A 21,921-nucleotide genomic window follows, 5' to 3' on the forward strand; every position below is an offset into this window, starting at 1 on the left:
GGATTCGGTGTTATGATCTGGTACATTGAAGGAAGAAAGGGAAGGGAGAGGTATGCATGAGCCACGTTATCGTCAAACGCCGGGGAGGAATGGCTGAAGTGATCCTGAACAGACCGGAAAAACTGAACGCCCTATCTTCAGAAATGGCTTCAGAACTGAAATGGCAGCTGGAAGAACTGAGGGAAAAAGAGGATGTAAGTTTTGTCGTTCTTACAGGAGCTGGAAACAAATCGTTCTGTGCTGGTGGGGATTTGACGGAGTTCCACGGTCATTTATCGATGGGGGAGGCATATGAAAAGCTGAATCGGATCAAAGAGGTTGTCTACGATCTCCTGACGTTTCCCACCCCGGTCGCAGCTCTTTTGAACGGACAGGCAAGAGGGGGCGGTTGTGAGCTGGCGACGGCCTGTGATTTTCGTTATGGGTCGGAAACGGCGTCCTTTGGATTCGTCCAGGGCAATCTCGGACTTGTGCCTGGTTTCGGGGGTGGGGAGCTGCTTTATGAAAGGATCCACCCAACACGGGCCGCCCACTGGTTAATGGACGCAGAGATGTACACAGCAGAAGAGGCCCTCCGAATCGGATGGCTTCATAAAGTGTGGAGGGAAAAAGAAGTGGAAGACCGCATGTTCCAGGGGTTTATGAACAAAACGCCCAGACAGATGAGGATTTTGAAAGGGCAGTATTTGAAGCACATGGATACAGGGAATCTTCTGGACCGTATGGAGGCTGAAGTGCTGCAGTGTTCCAGACTCTGGGAATCTGTGGAGCATAAAAGAGCCGTAAAAAAATTCTTGCAGACAAGAAAAAGATGAAAGGTTACGATTCTATCAATCATCCCTCCTGCATAACTATAAGCAAACGATAGAGGAGGGATGTTTATGGATGCCCCTAGGCAGGACGCGTGGAAAGATGATGAGGACCTTCTGCTCGCGACAACGGTCTTAAAGTACATCCGGGAAGGGAAAACGCAGCTGGAAGCTTTCCAGGAGGTCGCGGCTCATCTGCACCGTACTCCGGCAGCCTGTGGCTTTCGCTGGAATGCCACAGTGAGAAAGCAGTACCATAAGGAAATTCAAGAGGCGAAAAACAGCCGTAAAGCCACTCGCACTCTCTACACCCCCCCGGCCACTGCGGAAGAAACCCCCATGTCTCTGGATGCGGCGATCTCATTTTTGAAAGAAATGAAATCAAGACAGCATGAGGAAGAAGGAAAGGCGAGTCTCGAAGATCAACTGAAACAGCTGAATGAAGACAATGAAAAGTTAAGGCAGGAGCTTAAACAGTGGGAAGCTGCCTGGAATGAAATGGATAAGCTCGTCCACTGGGTCAAGAAGCAGCGAACAAGTGAAAGTGGTGTGTGATTCATACGGCCTGTGAGATTGGTTTTATTATCTGTTATCCCATCTATCCTCAAAAAAAGGCCCCTACAGTAGAGTGTAGCGGCCTCATTCTCCTTCATCAGTATTCTCTTTCCTCCACGCCGGAAGGCATCCAGATGAGCGGATTTTCTCCTAAATCTCTTTCCATATCATACTGAGCTTTTTGGAAGCCCGTCTTTTCCCAAAATCCGTGGGAATTGATTCTTGGGTTGGTTTTTATTGGGAGCTCAAAACTCTTAGCGAATTCTACCAATGACCGGCCGAAGCCCTGACCCCTGTAATCAGGAAGAACTTCCAGCTTCCACAGTTCAAGGTAATCCTGAGCGGGATCAAAATAGTGATCGTATTTCGCTCTGACTCTGTACAGGCTCATCCGCGCAACTAAAGCGCTTCCATAGTAAATGCCGTAAAAAGGTGATTCGCTGTCGTTTTCCACAATGTTGCTTTCCAGATCTTCGAGCATTGCAAGTTCCTGATTGCCGTATTCTTTAAAGCGCTTGAATTCTTCCAGTGTTTTGTAATTGACTAATAAAGGTTCTACTTTTGTTTTTGTCATCATGAAAGAAACCCCTTTCAATTATCTATATATACACTCATTATAATATAAAAATATTCAGAAAGAAATGAATAATTACCAACGGGACAGGAATCGACTGCAATTGTGAAAAAGTTTCTGCTACAATGAGAACTTAGATAAGGATGAACGGGGGAGAGGGGATGAGAATAGGGGTTATCGGCGGGGGTGCTGTCGGGTTATTAGCCGGAGCTTATCTCGGAAGGACACATGATGTACATATGGTGGTAAGAAACGAGGAACAAAAAGATATCCTCTGCCGCGAAGGTATCTGGTGCGATGCACTGTCTTCAGCTGTTTTTGTAGAAGCTCATGTATATCCGCGGATGCCCCGGGACATGGACGTCTGGCTTGTCAGTGTGAAGCAGTATGATCTTAAAGGGGTTCTATCTCTGCCTCTTCCGGAAAACGGCAAGTATCTTTTTCTCCAGAATGGTATGAGCCACCTGGACCAGCTTCAAAGCCTCAATCTGGATACGTTTGCTGCCGTGGTGGAACATGGAGCGCTCAAAGTTTCCTCCAATGAAGTGGCCCATACAGGGAAAGGGCGCATAAAAGCGGCTCCATTCACAGGTTCACTTCCTGATATGGAAGAGCTGGCAGACTCTCTCCATCAAGAGGATTTTCCTTTTCTTGTCCATGCTGACGCGGTGGAAATGCTCTCAGAAAAGCTGGTGGTCAACGCAGTAATCAATCCACTGACTGCGTTATTCAAGCAGAAGAACCGTGCGGTCAAAGATAATCCTTATATCCGTTCACTCGGGTACCGGCTTTGTGAGGAAGCCTGCCGTACGCTTGGTCTGGATGTCCAGCACCAGTGGGACCGGGTGCTTTCTATTGCGGAACAGACCGGTGGAAACCAGTCATCAATGTGGAAGGATCTCCAAGAAGGACGTCGAACAGAAATAGAAGCCATTTCCGGATTTATTCTCGACCGTTCCCGTGAAGATCTTCCTGTTCATCAGTTTATCCTGGAAGCGGTGCACGCCATGGAATATGAAAAGGGGGTGATCGTTGATGAGTGACTGGCTTGCCTATAGTATCGGTGCTGTCCTTACCCTTCCTCTTCCATTCCTGGTTGTCTTTTATTTCTTCGCAAGGAAATGGAGTAAGCATAAGTGGAAAGCCATCCACCGGACGGCCGGCTTCACGGCTCCTGTGTTTGTTCTGGCTGTCCATGTTCTGCTGATTGTTCTGTTTGACCGCAGTTTTTTTCCTTTCATTCTAATCTTTCTTCTCCTTCTGCTGGGGCTGTCCATCATTACCCAGTACAAATTAAAGGAAGAGGTCCGGCTGTTCCGGGCTGTCCGTGGTTTTTGGAGAGTGAGTTTCCTTTTGTTCGGCCTGTTTTACATCGGACTGTCGACCTTCGGATTGATCTTCCGGTTGTTTTTCAGCTGAATCCTCCGCACGTGTAGTCCTGCACAGGACCGGGAATACTAAAGCAGCAGACTGCTCTCTATCAGGAGCAGTTTTTTTATGACTCTTTACTTTTCACCTACAGGGAATGAGGACAGGGGAAATAAGAAATGTTCATCTTATAAACAGATAAGGTGAACTCTTGGCTGGTTTTTTGTACAATACAATAGGATACATACTGTAAAGTGTAATTCTGCCTACAAAGGAGCCTTAATATGCGTATTGATTCTATGAACATGGAGCCGAAACAGACGCTGTTTCGTGATTATAAATATAGCTATGAAAAAATTGCCGACCGTTTTTCCTATTCTCCTTACGACGAAAATGTCTGGGCCGAACGCCTGGAGGATTTGAAAACCAAGACGTACCAGAGAGAAGCCCTCTCAGGAGTATTGAAGACAATGAACGAAAAGTGGGAGGTCCCTAGAGAAACGCTGGAAAATATAGAACGGCTGAAAGATGAAGAGAGTGTTGTTGTTATAGCGGGTCAGCAGGCGGGTCTGCTTACGGGCCCTTTGTATTCGGTTCATAAAATCATTTCAGTCCTGCAGCTGGCCGGACAGAAAGAAAAGGAACTGGGCCGGCCGGTCATTCCCGTTTTCTGGATTGCCGGGGAGGATCATGACTTTGATGAAATCAATCACATCATGATGAAGCAGGAAGGACGGATGGAGAAGAAAACGATCGGGCATGAACCTGAAGTGAAATCCTCCGTTTCCGAACTGCAGATGGACCAGACAGAAGCGGATGCGTGGCTTGAAGATGTGTTCCGTATGCTGCCGGAAACCGAGAACACGAACCACTTCTACCAGCTGGTACAGGATCATCTGCACCAGTCCGACAGCTATACCGATTTTTTCGCCCGGTTAATCTATCAGTTGTTCCCGCATGAGGGTCTTGTATTGATCGATGCCCATGACCCAGAGGTGAGGAGACTGGAGACTCCCTATTTCACAACCATGATTCATCAAAACAGGGAAATGGCCGGAGGTGTTTTTTCTGTTCTTCAGAAAAACCGTCAGGAAGGCTATGAAACGCTGCTGGACAGTGAAATGCAGGATGCCCACCTCTTTTACCATGATCGCGGCGATCGTATTCTTCTCGTCCGTGACGAGGAGGGAAGATTCAGAGGGAAAAATAACGAAGTGGTTTTGTCTAAAGAAGAACTTCTTCATATTGCTGAGGAATCGCCGGAAAAACTGAGTAACAATGTAGTCACACGACCATTGATGCAGGAATCCTTGTTCCCGGTCCTGGCTTTCATCGGCGGTCCTGGTGAAATCAATTACTGGTCAGCGCTGAAGCCGGCATTCGATGCCGCTGGTCTCTGTATGCCGCCTGTCCTGCCGCGGTTATCCTTTACGCTGGTAGACAGGAAAACGGATCGTAGTCTTCGTCACTTCCAGCTTTCAGTTGAAGATGTGGTGAAGAATGGCGCGGCGGAGAAGAAGATGAACTGGATCAGTGCTGTGAGCACACCGCCGGTGAAGCGGCTGAGTGAGCAGGTGAAGGATGAAATAGCCCGGATCCATGCTCCTCTCCGTGAAAAAGCCGCAGAACTTGGGGGAGACCTCGGCCAGCTTGCCGATAAAAACCTTGCCTATCTACAGGAGACGGTGGCTTTCCTTGAAAAGCGGATGCTCCACTCGCTGGAGGATACGTATCGCAGAGAGCTCGACCAGTTTGATGATATCGATATCACCCTGCATCCGGCTGGTGGTCTCCAGGAACGCATGTGGAACATTCTCCCATGGGTGAATGGATACGGCTTGTCTTTGTTCCAGGAGATGAACAGACACCATCTGAGCTTTGAACACGACCATTATGTCGTTTACTTGTAGGACGTGTCCCCACCTTCTCCCACCTGTACAAAAACGTGTGATTCCTTTGAAAATCCTGCCTTCACAGGCAGGATTTTTTTTGTGGGGGGAGAATCATAAAAAAGTAAGTGGAGAAAAGTGGGGCGATGTGGTAAGGTGAAAATAGAAGGTGGGGGACCTCTATGTTCATGGGAGAATTTCAACACAACATTGATACGAAAGGGAGAATCATCATCCCTTCGAAATTCCGTCCCGGCCTGGGCGATTGTTTTGTCCTGACGAGAGGATTAGATCAATGCTTATTTGCCTATCCTATGAACGAGTGGAGACTGCTGGAAGAGAAACTCAAAAAACTTCCCCTTACTAAAAAAGATGCCCGTGCTTTCACCCGTTTTTTCTTTTCGGGAGCTGTAGAGTGCGAAGTGGACAAGCAGGGACGTATCAATATCCCCGCCCCTCTGCGTAAGTACGCTTCCCTGGAAAAAGAATGTGTGGTCATCGGCGTTTCCAACCGTATCGAGTTTTGGAGTCACGATGAGTGGGAAAGTTACTTTGATGCATCAGAAGAATCCTTCTCTGAAATTGCTGAAAACATGCTGGATTTTGATATTTGATATTTGACATTTGACAGACTAGAAACGAGTGAAATTTATGTTTGAACATTACAGTGTACTAAAAAATGAAACCATTGAATCTTTGAATGTGGACCCGGAAGGCATCTATGTCGACTGCACCCTTGGTGGCGGAGGGCATTCGGAAGTCATCGCCTCTACCTTGACAGGAAAGGGAAGACTCATTTGTTTCGATCAGGATGAAACAGCCCTGCAGGCAGCAGAAGAGCGTCTGAAACCTTATGAGGAGCACATTACGTTTGTCCGTGCCAATTTCCGCCAGTTAAAGGAAGAGCTTCTTGAACTCGGTCTTTCAGAAGTTGACGGAATTATTTACGATCTGGGAGTGAGCAGTCCTCAGCTGGATGTCGAAGAACGCGGCTTCAGCTACCATCAGGATGCTCCACTGGATATGCGCATGAACCAGAATAGTGACTTAAGCGCCTGGCATGTCATCAATGAATGGGCGTATGAAGATCTTGTGCGCATTTTCTTTAAATACGGGGAAGAAAAGTTTTCAAAGCAGATCGCCCGTAAAATTGAAGCTGCGAGGGAAACCGGCCCGATTGAAACGACAGGCCAGCTGGTTGAATTAGTGAAGGAAGGAATACCTGCACCGGCAAGAAGAAAAGGTGGACATCCGGCCAAACGGATATTCCAGGCTGTGCGGATTGCTGTTAATGATGAGCTGGGTGCTTTTCAGGACAGCCTTCAGCAGGCAGCTGAAATGGTCAGCGTCGGCGGCCGGGTAGCCGTCATCACGTTCCATTCCCTTGAGGACCGGTTATGTAAGCAGGCCTTCAAAAAATGGAGCTCGAACCCACCACTTCCAAAAAATATTCCAATGATTCCAGAGGATAAACAGCCACCTTTCCGTTTAGTCAGTCGAAAGCCTATAGTAGCGGAAGAGCGCGAATTGGAGGAAAACCGCCGTTCCCGTTCAGCGAAATTGAGGATTGCCGAGAAAGTCAAACCTTGGAATAAAGAATTCGAATTTAATGAAGGGTGGAAACAAACATGAGTGCTGAAAAGATTAGAAAACAGCAGCCTTTACAGCAGCCTGACAGACAGAAACAGGTCAAGGTAAAGGTACATAAAAAGAAATGGTTAAGTACCGGCGAAAAATTTTTGTATTCCATAACCACCTCTGTAGTACTGGCAGCTTCTGTTTTTTTAATCCATACCTCAGCAGAAACGGATGCCATCAACCGTGATATCCGCAGTTTGGAGCAGGACATATCCAAACAGGAATCCCAGAATGAAAATCTGGCCTACCAGGTGAAGGAATTAAGCAACCCGGACCGAATCCTGACGATAGCCAAGGAGAACGGGTTGAACATTCAGAATGCCCAGGTGAAACAGGCCGGCAAAATCAGTCAAGAATAAACGCTGGTGATCATCTATGATGAACAATAAAAAAAACCTTAGTTCCTTAATATTAATCGCCGTGTTTTCCTTGTTCTTCCTCGTCATCGTGGGGCGCTTCCTCTATATAGAAACCGCCGCCACCATCGAAGGGGTGGATTTGTCCGAGTATGCAGAGGACATCCGTACAAGCTCCTATGAAATCGATGCCGCCCGGGGGAAAATCTACGATAAGAACGGAATGGTCCTTGCTTATGACCGCCCGACCTACAGGCTTTATGCTGTTGTAGATCCCTCCTATTCCAAAAACCTTCCTGAGCCCCAGCATGTCGACGATATCGACGAAACCGCTTCGGGGCTTGCGCCTTTATTAGGGATGGAAGCGAGTGAGATTGCGGACAAGCTGAGATCCGCTCAGGAAGACGGCCGTTTTCAGGTAGAGTTCGGGACGAATTCCAGTTCTCTCACTCAAGAGGAAATGGAAGAGATCAAAGACCTTGAACTGAATGGCATCTCCTTTAAGGAAGAATCCAAACGTTATTACCCGAACGGTGTGTTTGCCTCCCACTTAATCGGTTTTGCCCGCACCCAGGAAGGCAGCATTTCCGGTGTGACCGGCATCGAGAAGCAGATGGAGGATTACCTTCAGGAGGAAAAAGGGAAAATCAGTTATGAACGGGATAAATACGGGACGAAGCTGCTGAATCCGAATGAAATTATGACCGAACCAGAGGATGGCAGCGATGTGTATTTAACGATCGACCAAAAAATCCAGACATTCCTCGAGGACGCGATGTCCCAGGTGGATGAACAGTACAATCCAGAGAAAATCATGGCTGCTGTGATGGACCCTGAAACAGGAGAGGTTCTTGCCATGAGTAACCGCCCAAGCTACAATCCGAATGATATCGGTGACGTGGATAACTGGTACAACGACTTGATTTCCTATCCGTTTGAACCCGGTTCCACGATGAAGATCTTTACATGGGCAAGTGCCATGGAAGAGGGCGTCTATAACGGGAATGAACTCTTTGAATCCGGAACCTATAAAGTGACGGAAAGCTCCCCATCCATTGGCGATCATAACAATGGACAGGGGTGGGATGATATTTCATATGACGAAGGTTTCCGCAGATCTTCCAACGTGGCTTCCTCGAAGCTTGCCTATGAGGTGCTGGGACCGACGAAGCTGAGGGAATATCTATCCGATTTCAACCTCGATCAGAAGACGGGGATTGATCTGCCGAATGAAACGACTGGGAAATTTGTGTATGAGCGTCCCATTGAGCAGATTACGACCTCCTTCGGCCAAGGCTCTACATTTACGCCGATCCAGCTCATGACGGGGGCTACAGCCATTGCCAACGATGGAGAAATGATGCGTCCATACATGCTTTCCAAAATTACTTCCAGTGACACAGGAGAGGTGATCGAGGAAGGGAAGCCGGAGAAGATTGGTGAGCCGGTTTCTGCTTCGACAGCCGAGCAGATGCGTGAATTGATGGGCACGGTGATTACCTCAGAAGATGGAACGGGCCAATCCTTTAAGCTGGACGATTATTCCCTTGCAGGCAAGACAGGAACCGCCCAGATCAGTAAGCCCGGGGAAGGGTATCTGACCGGCCGGAACAATTATGTCTTTTCCTTCCTGGGAATGGCTCCTGCAGAAGATCCCGAGCTGTTGATGTATGTAGCTGTCCAGCAGCCGGAACTTGAGGTGACAGAGCTCGGATCTGAGCCTGTTTCCTATATCGTTCGGACCGTGATGGAAAACAGCCTGCATTATTTGAACATTCAGCCTGATAAAGATGCAGAAGAGTCTTTGGAACCTGTCACGATTCCAGACGTATCTGGAAAGTCCGTTCAGGAAGCTGAGGACACGCTTCAAGCTTCTTTCCCTCATGTGGAAGTGATTGGTGACGGAAACACCGTTGAAGCTGTTCTCCCCTCATCAGGAGAGCAGGTCGTGGAAAACCAGCGGGTGTTTATTGTAACCGATGAGCCGAAGATGCCGGATTTGACAGGATATTCGCTCCGCGATGTCCAGCGTCTGGCAAAGCATTTCAACTTGAAAATGGAAATTATGGGCAGTGGTTATGTAGAAACACAAAGCATTGCTGCTGGTTCTGAAATCAAAGATGATGGTTATTTAGTCGTTGAACTGGCTGTGCCGGAACAGCCGTAACCCCTTGTCCAGGCAGTGTTCTAATCGTTTTTCGATTGCATATAGTGATACAAGCTGACTCTACGACTTGTTAAAGGAGTTATGGAGATGAGACGAGTATCACAGGTAATCGTAAAGAAACGATTAGTCACTGTCTTTTTTGTGGGCATGTTTATTTTCATGGTCATTGCCGGAAGGCTCGGGTATGTGCAGTTCTTCTTGAGCGACTTTCTCATTGCGAAGGCTGAAGAGTCCTGGAGCAGGGATATTACCTTCGAGCCCGAGCGGGGGAAGATTCTTGATACGAATGGAGAGGTGCTGGTAGGAAATCAGTCAGCGCCGACAGTCATGGTTGTACCGAGGCAGATTAAAGAACCCGAACAGACAGCGAAGAACCTTTCGAAGATTTTGGATATGAGTGTGGAGAAAGCCTACACACACGTAACGAAGCTGATCTCCATCGAAAAAATTCACCCGGAGGGACGGAAGATTTCAGAGGAGCAGGCGGCGGCGATTCAATCGTTGAATATGCCGGGTGTCTATATTGCTGAGGATTCAGAGCGGTACTACCCGCACGGCTCTTTTTTATCCCATGTGCTGGGTTTCAGTGGCATCGATAACCAGGGTCTTCTGGGACTTGAAGCGTATTATGATGACGAGTTGAAAGGCGAAAAAGGAGCCTTATCCTTTTTCTCTGATGCCAAGGGAAAACGGATGCCGGATATGGCGGATGTGTATGAGCCTCCTATTGACGGGAAAGACCTCAAGCTTACAGTGGACTATCAAGTGCAGTCCATTATCGAACGGGAACTGGATATCGCCCAGGCCAAATATAACCCTGACGGAGCGGTAGCGCTTGCTGTCGATCCGGATACGGGCAAAGTGGTAGGGATGGCGTCCAGGCCGAACTTTGATCCGGCGGATTATCAAAAAGTGGAACCCGAGGTGTACAACCGCAACCTTCCTGTGTGGAGTACATATGAGCCGGGATCGACCTTTAAGATTATAACCCTGGCTGCAGCACTTGAAGAGGGACTTGTGGATCTTGAAGAGGAACACTTCCATGATTCCGGTGCTGTAAAAGTGGACGGGGCGACCCTGCACTGCTGGAAAAGCGGGGGGCATGGAGATCAGACGTTTTTAGAAGTGGTCCAGAACTCCTGTAACCCTGGTTTTGTGGAACTTGGAGAACGCCTTGGCAAAGAAAAGCTGTTCGACTATATCGACTTATTCGGCTTCGGCTCGAAGACAGGGATTGACCTGGAAGGAGAAGGCAGTGGTATTTTATTCAAACGGGAGAATGTGGGCCCTGTCGAACAGGCGACCACTGCTTTTGGACAGGGAGTATCTGTCACACCGATCCAGCAGGTCATGGCTGTAGCCGCCGCTGTGAATGGAGGCTATTATTATGAGCCATACATCCAGGAGGCCTGGCTTGATCCAATATCAGGAGAAGTGCTGGAAGAAAATGAGCCGGTGATGAAAGAACAAGTCATATCAGAAGAAACCTCTGCCCAGATCCGTCATGCGCTGGAAAGTGTTGTCGCACAGGGGACCGGCCGGGGCGCCTATGTAGAAGGGTACCGTGTCGGTGGGAAAACAGGTACAGCGCAGAAAGTCGGACCGGACGGGAAGTATATGGAGAATAACCACATCGTTTCCTTTATCGGTTTTGCCCCTGCGGATGATCCGGAGCTCGTTGTTTATCTTGCCATTGACAACCCAAAAAACACCGTTCAGTTCGGCGGCGTCGTAGCAGCACCGATTGTTGGAAACATCATGGGGGATAGTCTGCGGGCCATGGGGGTGGAACCACGCAAGGATGGTTTGGAAAAAGAATACGTCTGGCCGGAAGAGCCGCTCGTGGAAGTGCCGGAAATTACAGGGATGGACAAGGAAGATTTGAGCCGGATGCTGATGAATTTAGAGGTAGAGGTCAGCGGTGAGGGGACGAAGGTCGTTACTCAGGCACCAGAAGCAGGAGTAAAGGTTCCTACAGGGTCTACCGTCCGTGTTTTTCTTGGGGATTGATGTTTTTTCGTCATTCATTAAATCTGTAAACGGGGGAGGGTGACAGTGTTGAAATTAGAAAAGGTACTCCGCTTTGTCCCTTTTTACCAAAGTTCACAGTCGTTGAAGCACGTCAGTATTACCGGTCTCAGTATGGATTCACGCGCAACCTCACCTGGAGACATGTTTATCTGCATGCGTGGGGTGAACATGGATGGTCACCGCTTTGCGGCTGACGCCGTCAAGCGGGGGGCGGCAGCTGTGGTAGCTGAAGAGCCGCTGCCTTTGAATGTTCCAGTTATTCTTGTTAATGATACAACCAGGGCGGCTGCTATGACAGCCGCCGCTTTTTATCGCAACCCTTCAGAAGGTCTCCATGTGACAGGAATTACAGGAACCAATGGCAAGACGAGCATCAGCTATCTGCTTTATGATATATTCCAGAGGATGGAGAAGAAGACAGGGTTAATTGGAACGATTGAAGTGGATATTGCCGGAAAGCGGCGGCCTGTGAAAAATACGACGCCTGATACCTTAACCCTCCATCAATATTTCAGCGATATGAAAACAGCCGGTGTGGAGCACGCGGTGATGGAAGTGTCATCTCATGCGCTCGATCAGGGGCGGGTGTACGGATGTGATTTCGATGTGGCGGTATTTACAAACCTGACGAGGGACCATCTGGATTATCATGATCATTTTGATGATTATCTTCGTGCGAAGTCCCTATTGTTCGCACAATTAGGGAATGGGTATAATAAACAACGGGAGCGTTTTGCCGTTATAAATATTGACTCCCCTGCAGCTCCGAAGTTTATCCGTTCTACTTCGCAGGGACTGCTGACCTATGGCGTAAAGGGCAGGGCTGATGTTCAAGCCCGGGACTGCCGCCTGACGGAAAAAGGGACTTTTTTTCAAATGGAGACCCCGATTGGAACGATTGAGATTGAAAGCCCTTTGATGGGGGAATTCAGCATTTATAATATGCTGGCTGCAGCTGCTGCTGCGATCCTGTCCGGCGCGCCACTTGAGACGATTCAGCAGTCTTTTCTTCATACCAAAGGGGTGAAGGGGCGTTTTGAATCGATTCGGGAAGGGCAGCCTTTTGGAGTGGTCGTCGATTATGCTCATACCCCTGATTCTCTTGAGAATGTGCTGAAAACGGCAGCAGCTGTCACTACAGGGAAGATCATCCTCGTAGTCGGATGCGGCGGGGACAGGGACAGAAGCAAGCGGTCCGTGATGGGGGAAATCAGTGTCCAGCATGCAGATCACGTGATTTTCACAACAGATAACCCCCGCTCGGAAGACCCCGGTCAGATTTTTGCGGATATCACCGCAGATCTGCATGGGAATTACCAAATTGTCGAAGACCGCAGGGAGGCGCTCGAAAAGGCCGTTTGTTCTGCTTGTGACGGGGATATGATTCTCATAGCAGGAAAAGGCCATGAGACGTATCAGGAGATTAAAGGGGTCCGTCATCCCTTTGATGATAGTGAAACGGTAAGAGAGATAATAAGAGAAATGAAGGAGCATTCATAATGATTTTTGACGTTCAGGAGCTTACACATCTATTTCCAACCTTTAAAGGAGCCGGCAAAGATAAAATCGCTGTCTCCTCCATCATGACCGATACAAGAAAGGCGGCTCCGCAGAGTTTGTTCGTCCCCATCGTAGGGGAGAGCTTTGATGCCCATACCTTTGCCGGTGAAGCCATTAAACAAGGAGCGGTGGCTGCCTTGTGGCAGGAAGACCAGCCGCTTCCCGCTTTGATCCCTACCGATTTTCCGATCTTTTATGTAACGGATACGACCAAGGCGCTCCAGGATCTCGCCTCCTGGTACTTAGAAAAAGTTGATCCGATTGTCATAGGCGTCACAGGCTCCAATGGAAAGACGACAACAAAGGATATGACTGCCGCTGTGCTCGGAGCGAAATTCAACACCCATAAAACAGCGGGAAACTTTAACAATCATATCGGTCTTCCTTTGACGGTCCTGGCTATGCAGCCGGACACTGAAGCCGTCGTATTGGAGATGGGCATGGACAGAGCGGGTGAGATTTCCGTATTGTCCCACATCGCACGGCCGGACCATGCGATCATTACAAACATCGGCGAGTCCCATATCGAAAATTTAGGTACCAGAGAAGCGATTGCCGCCGCCAAGCTTGAAATTACAGATGGACTGGCGGAGGGTGGCTGCCTGATTATCGACGCCGATGAGCCGCTGCTTGATCATGTGAAAACAAGAGCAGGTACAATCGGCTGCGGTTTCGGGCCGTCGTCTGACTATAAAGCTGAAATTACAGCTATGACGGACGATGCTTCTTCATTCCAGCTGATGGAAGAAGCGTATGAACTGCCAATGACAGGCCGCCACAATGTGAAAAATGCTTCGTTTGTCATCGCCCTTGCCAAACGCCTTGGATTGACAAAAGAGGAGATCCAGCAAGGGTTTCAGCAGATGCAGATGTCTGGCATGCGTTTTGAAAAGCATCAGGGCCATAAAGGATCCCTCATTATAAATGATGCCTATAACGCCTCCCCGACATCAATGAAGGCAATGATTGAAGTCGTCCGACAGTTGACATCCAAAAGAAAAAAGGTGTTAATATTAGGGGATATGTATGAGCTCGGAGAGAAATCAGAGGAGCTGCACGCCGGTGTAGCCGAAGCGGTAGATGAAAAGATTGACGCTGTCTTTACAATCGGCGTCCATTCTGAGAAAATTTCAGAGGCTGCTTCCTCCCGTTATCCGGACATGGAAGTCAAACATTTCAAAGAAAAGCAACAAGCAGGTCATCATATCCGCCCGTTATTAACAGCGGATACCGTCGTACTCATGAAAGCATCACGTGGAATGAAATTGGAAGACATGCTGCCAGACCTTGTGGAGTGATCGACAGGCGATGATGTTGCAAAAGGAGGAAAACAAACGATGAATGAATACATACTACTGTTAACAATGGTCCTTTCATTCGCCATCACTGTAGTCATTTCGCCGATGATCATTCCATTTTTAAGACGTTTGAAATTCGGTCAAAGTATTCGAGACGAGGGACCCCAGTCCCACCAGAAAAAATCCGGCACCCCGACGATGGGTGGTGTCATGATCATTGTATCTGTCGTGATCACAACATTGATCTCATCCTATTGGTTTAACCCGGACACGGGGAACATCCAGTTGTTCCTTGTGTTATTTGTTTTAGTCGGCTACGGCCTTCTGGGCTTTTTAGATGATTATATTAAAGTAGCTCTGAAAAGGAACCTTGGATTAACATCCAAACAAAAGATGCTCGGGCAGATTGTCATTGCTCTTGTCGTTTACATGATTCTGCGGCAGTCCGATTTCCCGACGTATATCAGTATTCCCGGTACATCCATTGATTTTGACTTGGGCTGGGGGTACGCCCTGCTGATTTTATTTATGCTCGTAGGAGCATCCAATGCGGTCAACTTAACCGATGGCCTGGACGGTCTTCTGGCCGGAACTGCGGCGATTGCCTTCGGTGCATTCGGAATACTTGCATGGACAGGCCAGCTGAATGTAGAAGTCACCATTTTTTCCCTGGCTATTGTCGGTGCCCTTCTCGGGTTCCTTGTATTTAATGCCCACCCTGCCAAAGTATTTATGGGGGATACCGGTTCCCTTGCTCTCGGCGGGGCGATCGCAATCATAGCTATCCTGACAAAAATGGAATTGATCTTAGTCGTGATCGGCGGAGTTTTCGTCCTGGAAACCCTCTCGGTCATCATCCAGGTCATATCCTTTAAAACAACTGGGAAACGCGTGTTTAAAATGAGTCCCCTTCACCACCATTATGAACTGAAAGGCTGGTCGGAGTGGCGTGTCGTAACGACGTTCTGGGCGGTCGGACTGATTTTTGCCGTGCTTGGTATTTATATTGAGGTGATGTTTGGATGAAGAAGCTAAGCGGATTTCCTTATACCCATGTTCTTGTTCTCGGTCTTGCTAAGAGCGGGACCGCAGCGGCACAGCTGCTGCTTGACAGTGGAGTAAGGGTGAGAATCAACGACTTCAAAGCAGATCCGGACAGTCCGGAAGTGCACTATTTAAAAGAGAGCGGTGCGGAAGTCATTACAGGCGGGCATCCATTATCTGTACTGGATGACATCGATTATGTTATTAAAAACCCGGGGATTCCTTATGAAAATCCGGTTGTGGCAGAAGCGGTCAACCGCCATCTTCCTGTCGTCACGGAAGTGGAATTGACAGGCTGGCTGCATGAAGGACCGATGATTGCTGTTACAGGTTCCAATGGAAAAACGACGACGACAACGCTGATCCACGAAATGATTCAAGCGGATCGGAAACCTGTTTCCCTTGCCGGAAACATCGGTCACGTCTCCTGTGAGGTAGCCAGAAACACGTCTGAAGCTGAAACGATGGTCACGGAACTGTCTTCCTTTCAGCTACTTGGCACCCAGACCTTCCGTCCGGATATTGCTGTCTGGCTGAATCTCTACGAAGCCCATCTGGATTACCATCATACGCTGGCCAATTATCATAGAGCTAAAGCGCGGATTACTAAAAATCAGACAGAGGAGGACGTACTGGTCTACAATGCGGATGACGCATCCATTGCATCCTTTCTGCCTGAAGTGACCGCAGAGTTTGTTCCTTTTTCTTTGAAAGAGCAGGGGAAAGGGGCCTGGGCGGACGAGACTTCCATCTACTTTGAAAATGAAGCCATTATGAAGAAGGCGGATATCGTTCTCGTAGGGGAGCAGAACCTGCAGAACATTCTCGCGGCTGTGGCAGCCGTGAAAGCCAACGGAATAAGCAGTGAAGCGATTGTAGAGGTCCTCTCGACCTTTGCTGGAGTTCCCCACCGGCTGCAGTATGTGACGAAAAAGAACGGCCGTTTATTCTACAATGATTCAAAAGCTACGAATCTTCTGGCCACCTCATACGCTCTACGGTCCTTCGAAAAGCCTGTCATCCTTTTGGCCGGCGGTCTGGACAGGGGAACGAGCTTTGACGGCCTGATTCCTTACTTAGCTGGAGTGAAATCCATGGTTGTCTTTGGTGAAACCGCAGACCTTCTTGCCGGAACCGCGGAGAAGGCTGGCATTTCTGATGTCGTGAAGGTCGATACGATGCAGGAGGCCGTCAAGGAAGCGTATCAGCGTTCTGCTGAGGAAGATGTTATTCTTTTAAGCCCTGCATGTGCCAGCTGGGATCAATATAAAACGTTTGAAGAAAGAGGCCACATGTTTATCGAAGCTGTGCATACCCTTTAATAAGGGCTTATGTGACAAGCTTAAGCCCTGTTTTCCATTTCCGATGGGAGGTAGGGCTTTTTTTATGGAAACGACAAAAAAGCCGGATATATGGTTGATCACCGCTATTCTCGGCATTTTAATCATGGGAATTGTAATGGTATACAGTTCCTCCAGCATCTGGTCGGAGTACAAGTTTGATGACCCGTGGTTCTTCGCTAAGCGTCAGATTCTCTTTGCCGCTGCAGGTCTGATTGCCATGGTCGTTCTCTCCAGAATTCCTTACTATGTCTGGCACGCGCATTCGAAAAAGATTATGATCATCTGCCTGCTTTTTCTTGCCGCTGTTCTGATTCCCGGTGTTGGAATGGTGAGAGGTGGGGCAAGGAGCTGGATTGGTGTGGGGATGTTCAGTATCCAGCCGTCAGAGTTTATGAAGCTGGGGTTGATTCTTTATCTTTCCCGCTTTCTTTCTGAGCGGCAGAAGAAGATGAATTCGTTCCAGGAGGGATTCCTCCCTGCCCTGGCTCTGATCCTTTTTCCTTTTGCCCTGATTATGCTGCAGCCCGATTTAGGGACAGGCGTCGTCATGGTGGGGACATGTCTCGTGATGCTGTTTACTTCCGGCGCGCGGATCAGCCATTTTATGTGGATTGCAGCTGCTGGAATGGCAGGCATGATCGGTTTAATTGCTTCAGCTCCCTACAGGATCAAAAGAATTACAGCTTTCCTCCATCCATGGGAGGACCCGCTTGGGGCAGGTTTTCAAATCATCCAGTCGCTGTATGCGATCGGTCCCGGCGGACTGCTCGGTCTTGGTCTTGGAAACAGCATGCAGAAATTCTTTTATCTGCCTGAGCCGCAGACTGATTTCATTTTTGCCGTGCTTGCTGAAGAACTGGGATTCCTGGGTGGTTTTTTTATCCTTTCGCTCTTTTTTATTGTGCTTTGGAGAGGCATACGGACAAGCCTGCTCGCTCCTGATTTGTTCGGGTCGCTGCTTGCTCTTGGAATCGTCGGTATGGTCAGTATTCAGGTGATGATTAACGTGAGTGTTGTCACAGGTTTGATTCCTGTGACGGGGATCACTTTACCGCTTGTCAGCTACGGGGGATCTTCCCTCACTTTGACACTGGCTTCTCTTGGACTCCTGCTCAGTGTGAGCCGCTATTCCACCCGGTAAAACCGCTGCCCTTTACGGCAGTGGTTTTTCCATTTTTACAGGTAGGCAAAGTCCAGAAAAAATTGGCAGGAGGAATAAGGTTTGTCCGGGGAAATACCGGGGTAATTATGTGGGCGGTGCGTTTCTTTGCGGGAAGGAAAGAAGACCCTTTCGACATAACAATCAAGAAAGGTACGGCTTCTGCACAAAAATGTTAGGAATCTAGTAAAACTCACTCAATCTCCCCCCCTCATTTTGTGATATAATGGGAACCAATTAGGTGTATTTGGAAATCCGAGACACCTTTGCGAGGACTATCATTCTTTCAAACAGCTAGATGGACAGCAGAAGGGTGTCTAGCCAGAAGGAGAAATGCCCGTTATGGAAGAAAGAAAAGTAGTTTCCATAGAAGACCGTATACCAAAACTGAAACAGACGAGGCGTAAAAAAGCCAACCGCCGATTAATCTTATACTTAACGATTTTATTTTTTCTGATTGCTGCCGTTGTTTACCTGCAGTCTCCACTCAGTAATGTCCGGAATGTCACCGTAGAAGGCGAATACCATGTGTCTGCAGAGGAAATACAGACCCTTTCAGGAATCACGACCGAAACGAATTACTGGAGAATGGATCCGGAAGAACTAAAGGCAAAGGTTGAATCTCACGAAGAGATTACCTTTGCATCGATCGACCGTTCTTTTCCAAACAATGTAACAATTGAAGTGGAAGAAGCGGAACGGATCGGATACGTGCAGAGCAATGGTCAGTATTATGTCATCATGGAAGACGGTTCGAGGCTCGATGAGGAAACAGCTCTTCCTGGTGGAGACGCTCCGGTTTTAGCAGGATTTGATAAAGAGATGTACTTGAAGGAAATGTCCGGGGAATTAAAAGAACTGCCTTCGAGTGTAGCGGACTTGATTTCAGAAGTTCACTGGGAACCGAAGGACGGAAACCCTTATAAAATCCGCCTGTATATGAATGATGGATACCAGGTGGAAGCTTCCATACGGACATTTTCGGAAAAAATGCCGGCTTATCCTTCCATTGCCGCCCAGCTGGAAGAAGGGGCGGAGGGTATCATCCATATCGATGTAGGGGCTTATTTCGAAGAATTCAGCACAGCTGAAGATAATGAAGAGAACCCCGGAGTGGAAGAAGATGCTGGTTCAGAGACAGAAAGTGAAGCGCCGTCTGAAGAAGGTGGAGAGCAGCCCGCAGAGCCGGAGCAGGAAAACACAGCCGCTGATACAGAAGGGGCACAGGATCCGGTCGTAGACGAACCGTTGAGGCGGGAATAAGGTGCTGCCGGGCTGGATGGTGTGTTTTTTCCAGCCCTTCCCAAAACCTTTTCCCTCGTCCGGAAATTACTAGTGGAAAACATAAAAAAATAAGCGTATGTAAGAGGAAATTAACGAAAGTCTGTGGAAAACAACTAATGTACTGGTTTTTTATACGATATCAAGGGATATGACCCATGCAATATATCATTTCATTTACGTTTATATTGCAATGATTGTATTTTTTACATGAATTCGATATGCTTTGAACTACTCATATGGCTTGTAACAGGAGGTGCGTCACTGGTGAATCAAAATGAAATACTAGTAAGTTTAGATATAGGCACAAGTCGAATTAAAGTTATTATTGGTGAAATTATGAATGACAGCCTCAACATCATCGGGGTTGGTACAGCAAAATCAAATGGAATGAAAAAAGGGGCGATCGTGGATATCGATCAAACCGTTCATTCGATTCGATCAGCCGTCGAACAGGCGGAGCGGATGGTGGACATGAAAATCGACCGTGTCGTCGTAGGCGTCAACGGCAACCATATACAGCTGCAGCCGTGTCACGGAGTCGTGGCGGTTTCCAGTGAAACGAGGGAAATCGGAAATGAGGATATTACACGGGTCATTGATGCGGCTCAGGTTCTGTCTATTCCGCCGGAACGGGAAATTATCGATGTGATTCCGCGCCAGTTCATTGTGGATGGTCAGGATGAAATTACCGACCCGCGCGGTATGATTGGTGTCCGTCTTGAAATGGAAGGTATGATTATCACCTGCGCTAAAACCGTTTTACATAATACACTCAAATGTGTGGAACGAGCAGGGCTGGAAGTACTCGATGTATGTCTGCAGCCACTTGCCTCCGGGACCGTTTCCCTCTCCAGCGACGAGACGAATCTCGGCGTAGCTCTAATTGATGTAGGAGGCGGCTCGACAACCATCTCCGTTTTTGAAGAGGGGCACTTGAAAGGAACGAGCATGATTCCTTTCGGCGGGGATAACCTTACCAAGGATTTATCCATCGGTCTGCGTACATCAACAGAAGAAGCGGAACAGGTGAAAGTGGAACATGGACACGCTTTTTTTGACGATGCGAACGAAGATGAGAATTTTTCCGTCACAATTATTGGCAGTAATCGTCAACAGGCATTCAATCAATTGCAAATCTCTGATATGATTGAAGCTAGACTAGAAGAAATTTTCGTCTTTGCAGCACAGGAACTTCAGAAAATGGGTGTTCGTGAATTACCAGGAGGTTTTGTTCTCACCGGTGGTACGATGAATATGCCGGGAGTGCTTGAGCTTGCCCAGGATGTATTCCACGCTAACGTCAGACTGGCTATTCCTGATTATATCGGCGTTCGTGAACCGCAGTTTACCAGCGGCGTAGGCATCTTGCAATTCGCCTATCGTAATGCGAAAATACAAGGAAAAGAGATATTTCCTTCTGTCTCAGATGAATTTCAGGAAAGACCACAGCCGAAAAAGCAGAAGCGTTCGGCAAAACCACAGCCTAAAGAAGAAAAAGAAAAAACAGAAAAGAAAAAAGAGTCAGGCTTCAGCAATCTCTTAAAGTATTTCTTTGATTAAATCACAAGTTTGAGTCGGTCGATCGACGGACGAAGTAATAAATCTTGTAATCTCGTGTATTAGGAGGAACGGAAGATGTTAGATTTTGATACAAGCATGGATCAGCTGGCAACTATTAAAGTAATCGGTGTAGGAGGCGGCGGAAGCAACGCCGTCAACCGAATGATTGAACATGGAGTCCAGGGCGTAGAGTTTATCGCTGTCAATACAGATGCCCAGGCTTTGAACCTTTCCAAAGCAGAAGTGAAAATGCAGATTGGTGGAAAATTGACACGCGGACTAGGTGCCGGAGCGAATCCGGAAGTCGGTCGCAAAGCGGCTGAAGAAAGCAAAGAGCAGATTGAGGAGGCCCTTCAGGGAGCCGATATGGTCTTTGTTACCGCTGGTATGGGCGGAGGAACCGGTACGGGTGCTGCTCCTGTCATTGCACAGGTTGCTAAAGAACTGGGTGCCTTGACTGTAGGGGTTGTTACACGTCCATTTACGTTTGAAGGACGCAAGCGCTCTACACAGGCTACAGGCGGAATCGAAGGCTTGAAAGGCGCGGTAGACACATTGATTGTGATACCAAACGATCGTCTTCTTGAAATCGTAGATAAAAATACGCCTATGCTTGAAGCCTTCCGTGAGGCGGATAACGTCCTTCGTCAAGGTGTTCAGGGGATTTCCGACTTGATCGCCGTTCCCGGCTTGATCAACGTGGACTTCGCCGACGTGAAAACGATCATGGTGGACAAAGGTTCTGCTCTGATGGGCATCGGTATTGCTACAGGAGAAAGCCGCGCAGCAGAGGCTGCTAAAAAAGCGATTTCCTCTCCGCTGCTTGAAACTTCCATTGATGGTGCCCACGGGGTGCTGATGAACATCAGCGGAGGAGCGAACCTGAGCTTGTATGAAGTACAGGAGGCCGCTGATATTGTAACGTCTGCAGCCGATCAGGAAGTGAACGTTATCTTTGGTTCCGTTATCAACGAGAATCTTAAAGATGAAATCGTCGTAACGGTTATTGCAACTGGATTTGACGAGACTCAGCTGGCACAGGGACAGCAGAAAAAGCGCCCGCAGATCAACCAGCAGAAGCCTGCTCCTCAACAGCAGCAGCCGGAACGTGAGCGCAGTACTGTTCGTGAAGAACAGCCGCGCCGTGAAGCGCCGCAGCCACAGCAGAAAGGGAATACGCAGGAAGAAGATACCCTGGATATTCCAACATTCCTAAGAAATCGTAACCGCCGCCGCTGATGATGGCAGAAAGCCGCCGTACTCTCCATGAGTGCGGCGGCTTTTTT

General features: G+C 48.2%; 19 protein-coding genes. 18 read left to right on the forward strand and 1 reads right to left on the reverse strand.

All coding sequences use genetic code 11. The features are described 5' to 3' along the window. Nucleotides 1–56: 56 nt before the first annotated feature. Nucleotides 57–815, forward strand: a complete 759-nt coding sequence (locus ACXAJH_RS01720; RefSeq protein ID WP_474992935.1) for an enoyl-CoA hydratase/isomerase family protein — start codon at nt 57–59, stop codon at nt 813–815. Between the two features lie 66 nt (nt 816–881). Further along, nucleotides 882–1,364: an RsfA family transcriptional regulator gene (locus ACXAJH_RS01725; RefSeq protein ID WP_027954101.1), complete on the forward strand. Its 483-nt coding sequence runs from the start codon at nt 882–884 to the stop codon at nt 1,362–1,364. A 97-nt stretch (nt 1,365–1,461) separates the two neighbouring features. Here ACXAJH_RS01725 and ACXAJH_RS01730 read toward each other — a convergent pair whose 3' ends face one another. After that, complete coding sequence (locus ACXAJH_RS01730) at nt 1,462–1,938, reverse strand: N-acetyltransferase (RefSeq protein WP_474970383.1); 477 nt, start codon at nt 1,936–1,938, stop codon at nt 1,462–1,464. A 161-nt stretch (nt 1,939–2,099) separates the two neighbouring features. Between ACXAJH_RS01730 and ACXAJH_RS01735 the strand changes: the two genes are divergently transcribed. The 16 genes from ACXAJH_RS01735 to ftsZ all read left to right on the forward strand — a co-directional run bounded on the left by ACXAJH_RS01735 (nt 2,100) and on the right by ftsZ (nt 21,874). Next, nucleotides 2,100–2,981 carry a 2-dehydropantoate 2-reductase gene (locus ACXAJH_RS01735; protein ID WP_474992937.1) on the forward strand — a complete coding sequence of 294 codons (882 nt, stop codon included), beginning with the start codon at nt 2,100–2,102 and terminating at the stop codon, nt 2,979–2,981. Next, the gene (locus ACXAJH_RS01740; RefSeq protein ID WP_474968417.1) at nt 2,974–3,357 is read left to right on the forward strand and encodes a DUF3397 domain-containing protein; all 384 of its coding nucleotides are present in this window, start codon (nt 2,974–2,976) and stop codon (nt 3,355–3,357) included. The genes ACXAJH_RS01735 and ACXAJH_RS01740 overlap by 8 nt, the downstream gene beginning before the upstream one ends. A 233-nt stretch (nt 3,358–3,590) precedes the next feature. Next, complete coding sequence (gene bshC / locus ACXAJH_RS01745) at nt 3,591–5,216, forward strand: bacillithiol biosynthesis cysteine-adding enzyme BshC (protein WP_474992939.1); 1,626 nt, start codon at nt 3,591–3,593, stop codon at nt 5,214–5,216. A 161-nt stretch (nt 5,217–5,377) separates the two neighbouring features. Next, nucleotides 5,378–5,809, forward strand: a complete 432-nt coding sequence (gene mraZ, locus ACXAJH_RS01750) for a division/cell wall cluster transcriptional repressor MraZ (RefSeq protein ID WP_027954105.1) — start codon at nt 5,378–5,380, stop codon at nt 5,807–5,809. Nucleotides 5,810–5,846: 37 nt separating this feature from the next. Next, nucleotides 5,847–6,827 (forward strand): 16S rRNA (cytosine(1402)-N(4))-methyltransferase RsmH, encoded by a 981-nt coding sequence (rsmH, locus tag ACXAJH_RS01755; RefSeq protein ID WP_474992941.1) that lies wholly within the window; start codon nt 5,847–5,849, stop codon nt 6,825–6,827. Beyond that, nucleotides 6,824–7,192 (forward strand): cell division protein FtsL, encoded by a 369-nt coding sequence (ftsL, locus tag ACXAJH_RS01760; protein ID WP_027954107.1) that lies wholly within the window; start codon nt 6,824–6,826, stop codon nt 7,190–7,192. Before rsmH ends, ftsL begins: the two co-directional genes overlap by 4 nt. Before the next feature lie 16 nt (nt 7,193–7,208). Continuing rightward, the gene (locus ACXAJH_RS01765) at nt 7,209–9,356 is read left to right on the forward strand and encodes a penicillin-binding protein (RefSeq protein WP_474971512.1); all 2,148 of its coding nucleotides are present in this window, start codon (nt 7,209–7,211) and stop codon (nt 9,354–9,356) included. Nucleotides 9,357–9,443: 87 nt separating this feature from the next. Continuing rightward, a complete protein-coding gene (locus ACXAJH_RS01770) occupies nt 9,444–11,366 on the forward strand; it encodes a stage V sporulation protein D (RefSeq protein ID WP_474992943.1) in 1,923 nt (640 codons plus the stop codon). A 45-nt stretch (nt 11,367–11,411) separates the two neighbouring features. Beyond that, on the forward strand, nt 11,412–12,887 hold the full coding sequence (locus ACXAJH_RS01775; RefSeq protein ID WP_474992944.1) for a UDP-N-acetylmuramoyl-L-alanyl-D-glutamate--2,6-diaminopimelate ligase: 1,476 nt from the start codon (nt 11,412–11,414) through the stop codon (nt 12,885–12,887). Next, nucleotides 12,887–14,245: a UDP-N-acetylmuramoyl-tripeptide--D-alanyl-D-alanine ligase gene (locus ACXAJH_RS01780; protein ID WP_474992945.1), complete on the forward strand. Its 1,359-nt coding sequence runs from the start codon at nt 12,887–12,889 to the stop codon at nt 14,243–14,245. The genes ACXAJH_RS01775 and ACXAJH_RS01780 overlap by 1 nt, the downstream gene beginning before the upstream one ends. A gap of 39 nt (nt 14,246–14,284) precedes the next feature. Then, on the forward strand, nt 14,285–15,271 hold the full coding sequence (mraY, locus tag ACXAJH_RS01785; RefSeq protein ID WP_474968422.1) for a phospho-N-acetylmuramoyl-pentapeptide-transferase: 987 nt from the start codon (nt 14,285–14,287) through the stop codon (nt 15,269–15,271). After that, nucleotides 15,268–16,611: a UDP-N-acetylmuramoyl-L-alanine--D-glutamate ligase gene (gene murD, locus ACXAJH_RS01790; protein WP_474968423.1), complete on the forward strand. Its 1,344-nt coding sequence runs from the start codon at nt 15,268–15,270 to the stop codon at nt 16,609–16,611. Before mraY ends, murD begins: the two co-directional genes overlap by 4 nt. 64 nt (nt 16,612–16,675) lie before the next feature. After that, nucleotides 16,676–17,773, forward strand: a complete 1,098-nt coding sequence (spoVE, locus tag ACXAJH_RS01795; RefSeq protein ID WP_474968424.1) for a stage V sporulation protein E — start codon at nt 16,676–16,678, stop codon at nt 17,771–17,773. A gap of 360 nt (nt 17,774–18,133) precedes the next feature. Then, nucleotides 18,134–19,054, forward strand: a complete 921-nt coding sequence (locus ACXAJH_RS01800; RefSeq protein ID WP_474992947.1) for a cell division protein FtsQ/DivIB — start codon at nt 18,134–18,136, stop codon at nt 19,052–19,054. A 285-nt stretch (nt 19,055–19,339) separates the two neighbouring features. Continuing rightward, a complete protein-coding gene (gene ftsA / locus ACXAJH_RS01805) occupies nt 19,340–20,635 on the forward strand; it encodes a cell division protein FtsA (RefSeq protein ID WP_027954115.1) in 1,296 nt (431 codons plus the stop codon). A gap of 75 nt (nt 20,636–20,710) precedes the next feature. Then, a complete protein-coding gene (gene ftsZ, locus ACXAJH_RS01810) occupies nt 20,711–21,874 on the forward strand; it encodes a cell division protein FtsZ (protein WP_474968426.1) in 1,164 nt (387 codons plus the stop codon). Nucleotides 21,875–21,921 lie beyond the last annotated feature (47 nt).

Source organism: Halobacillus sp. ABD4_316 (assembly GCF_056161385.1).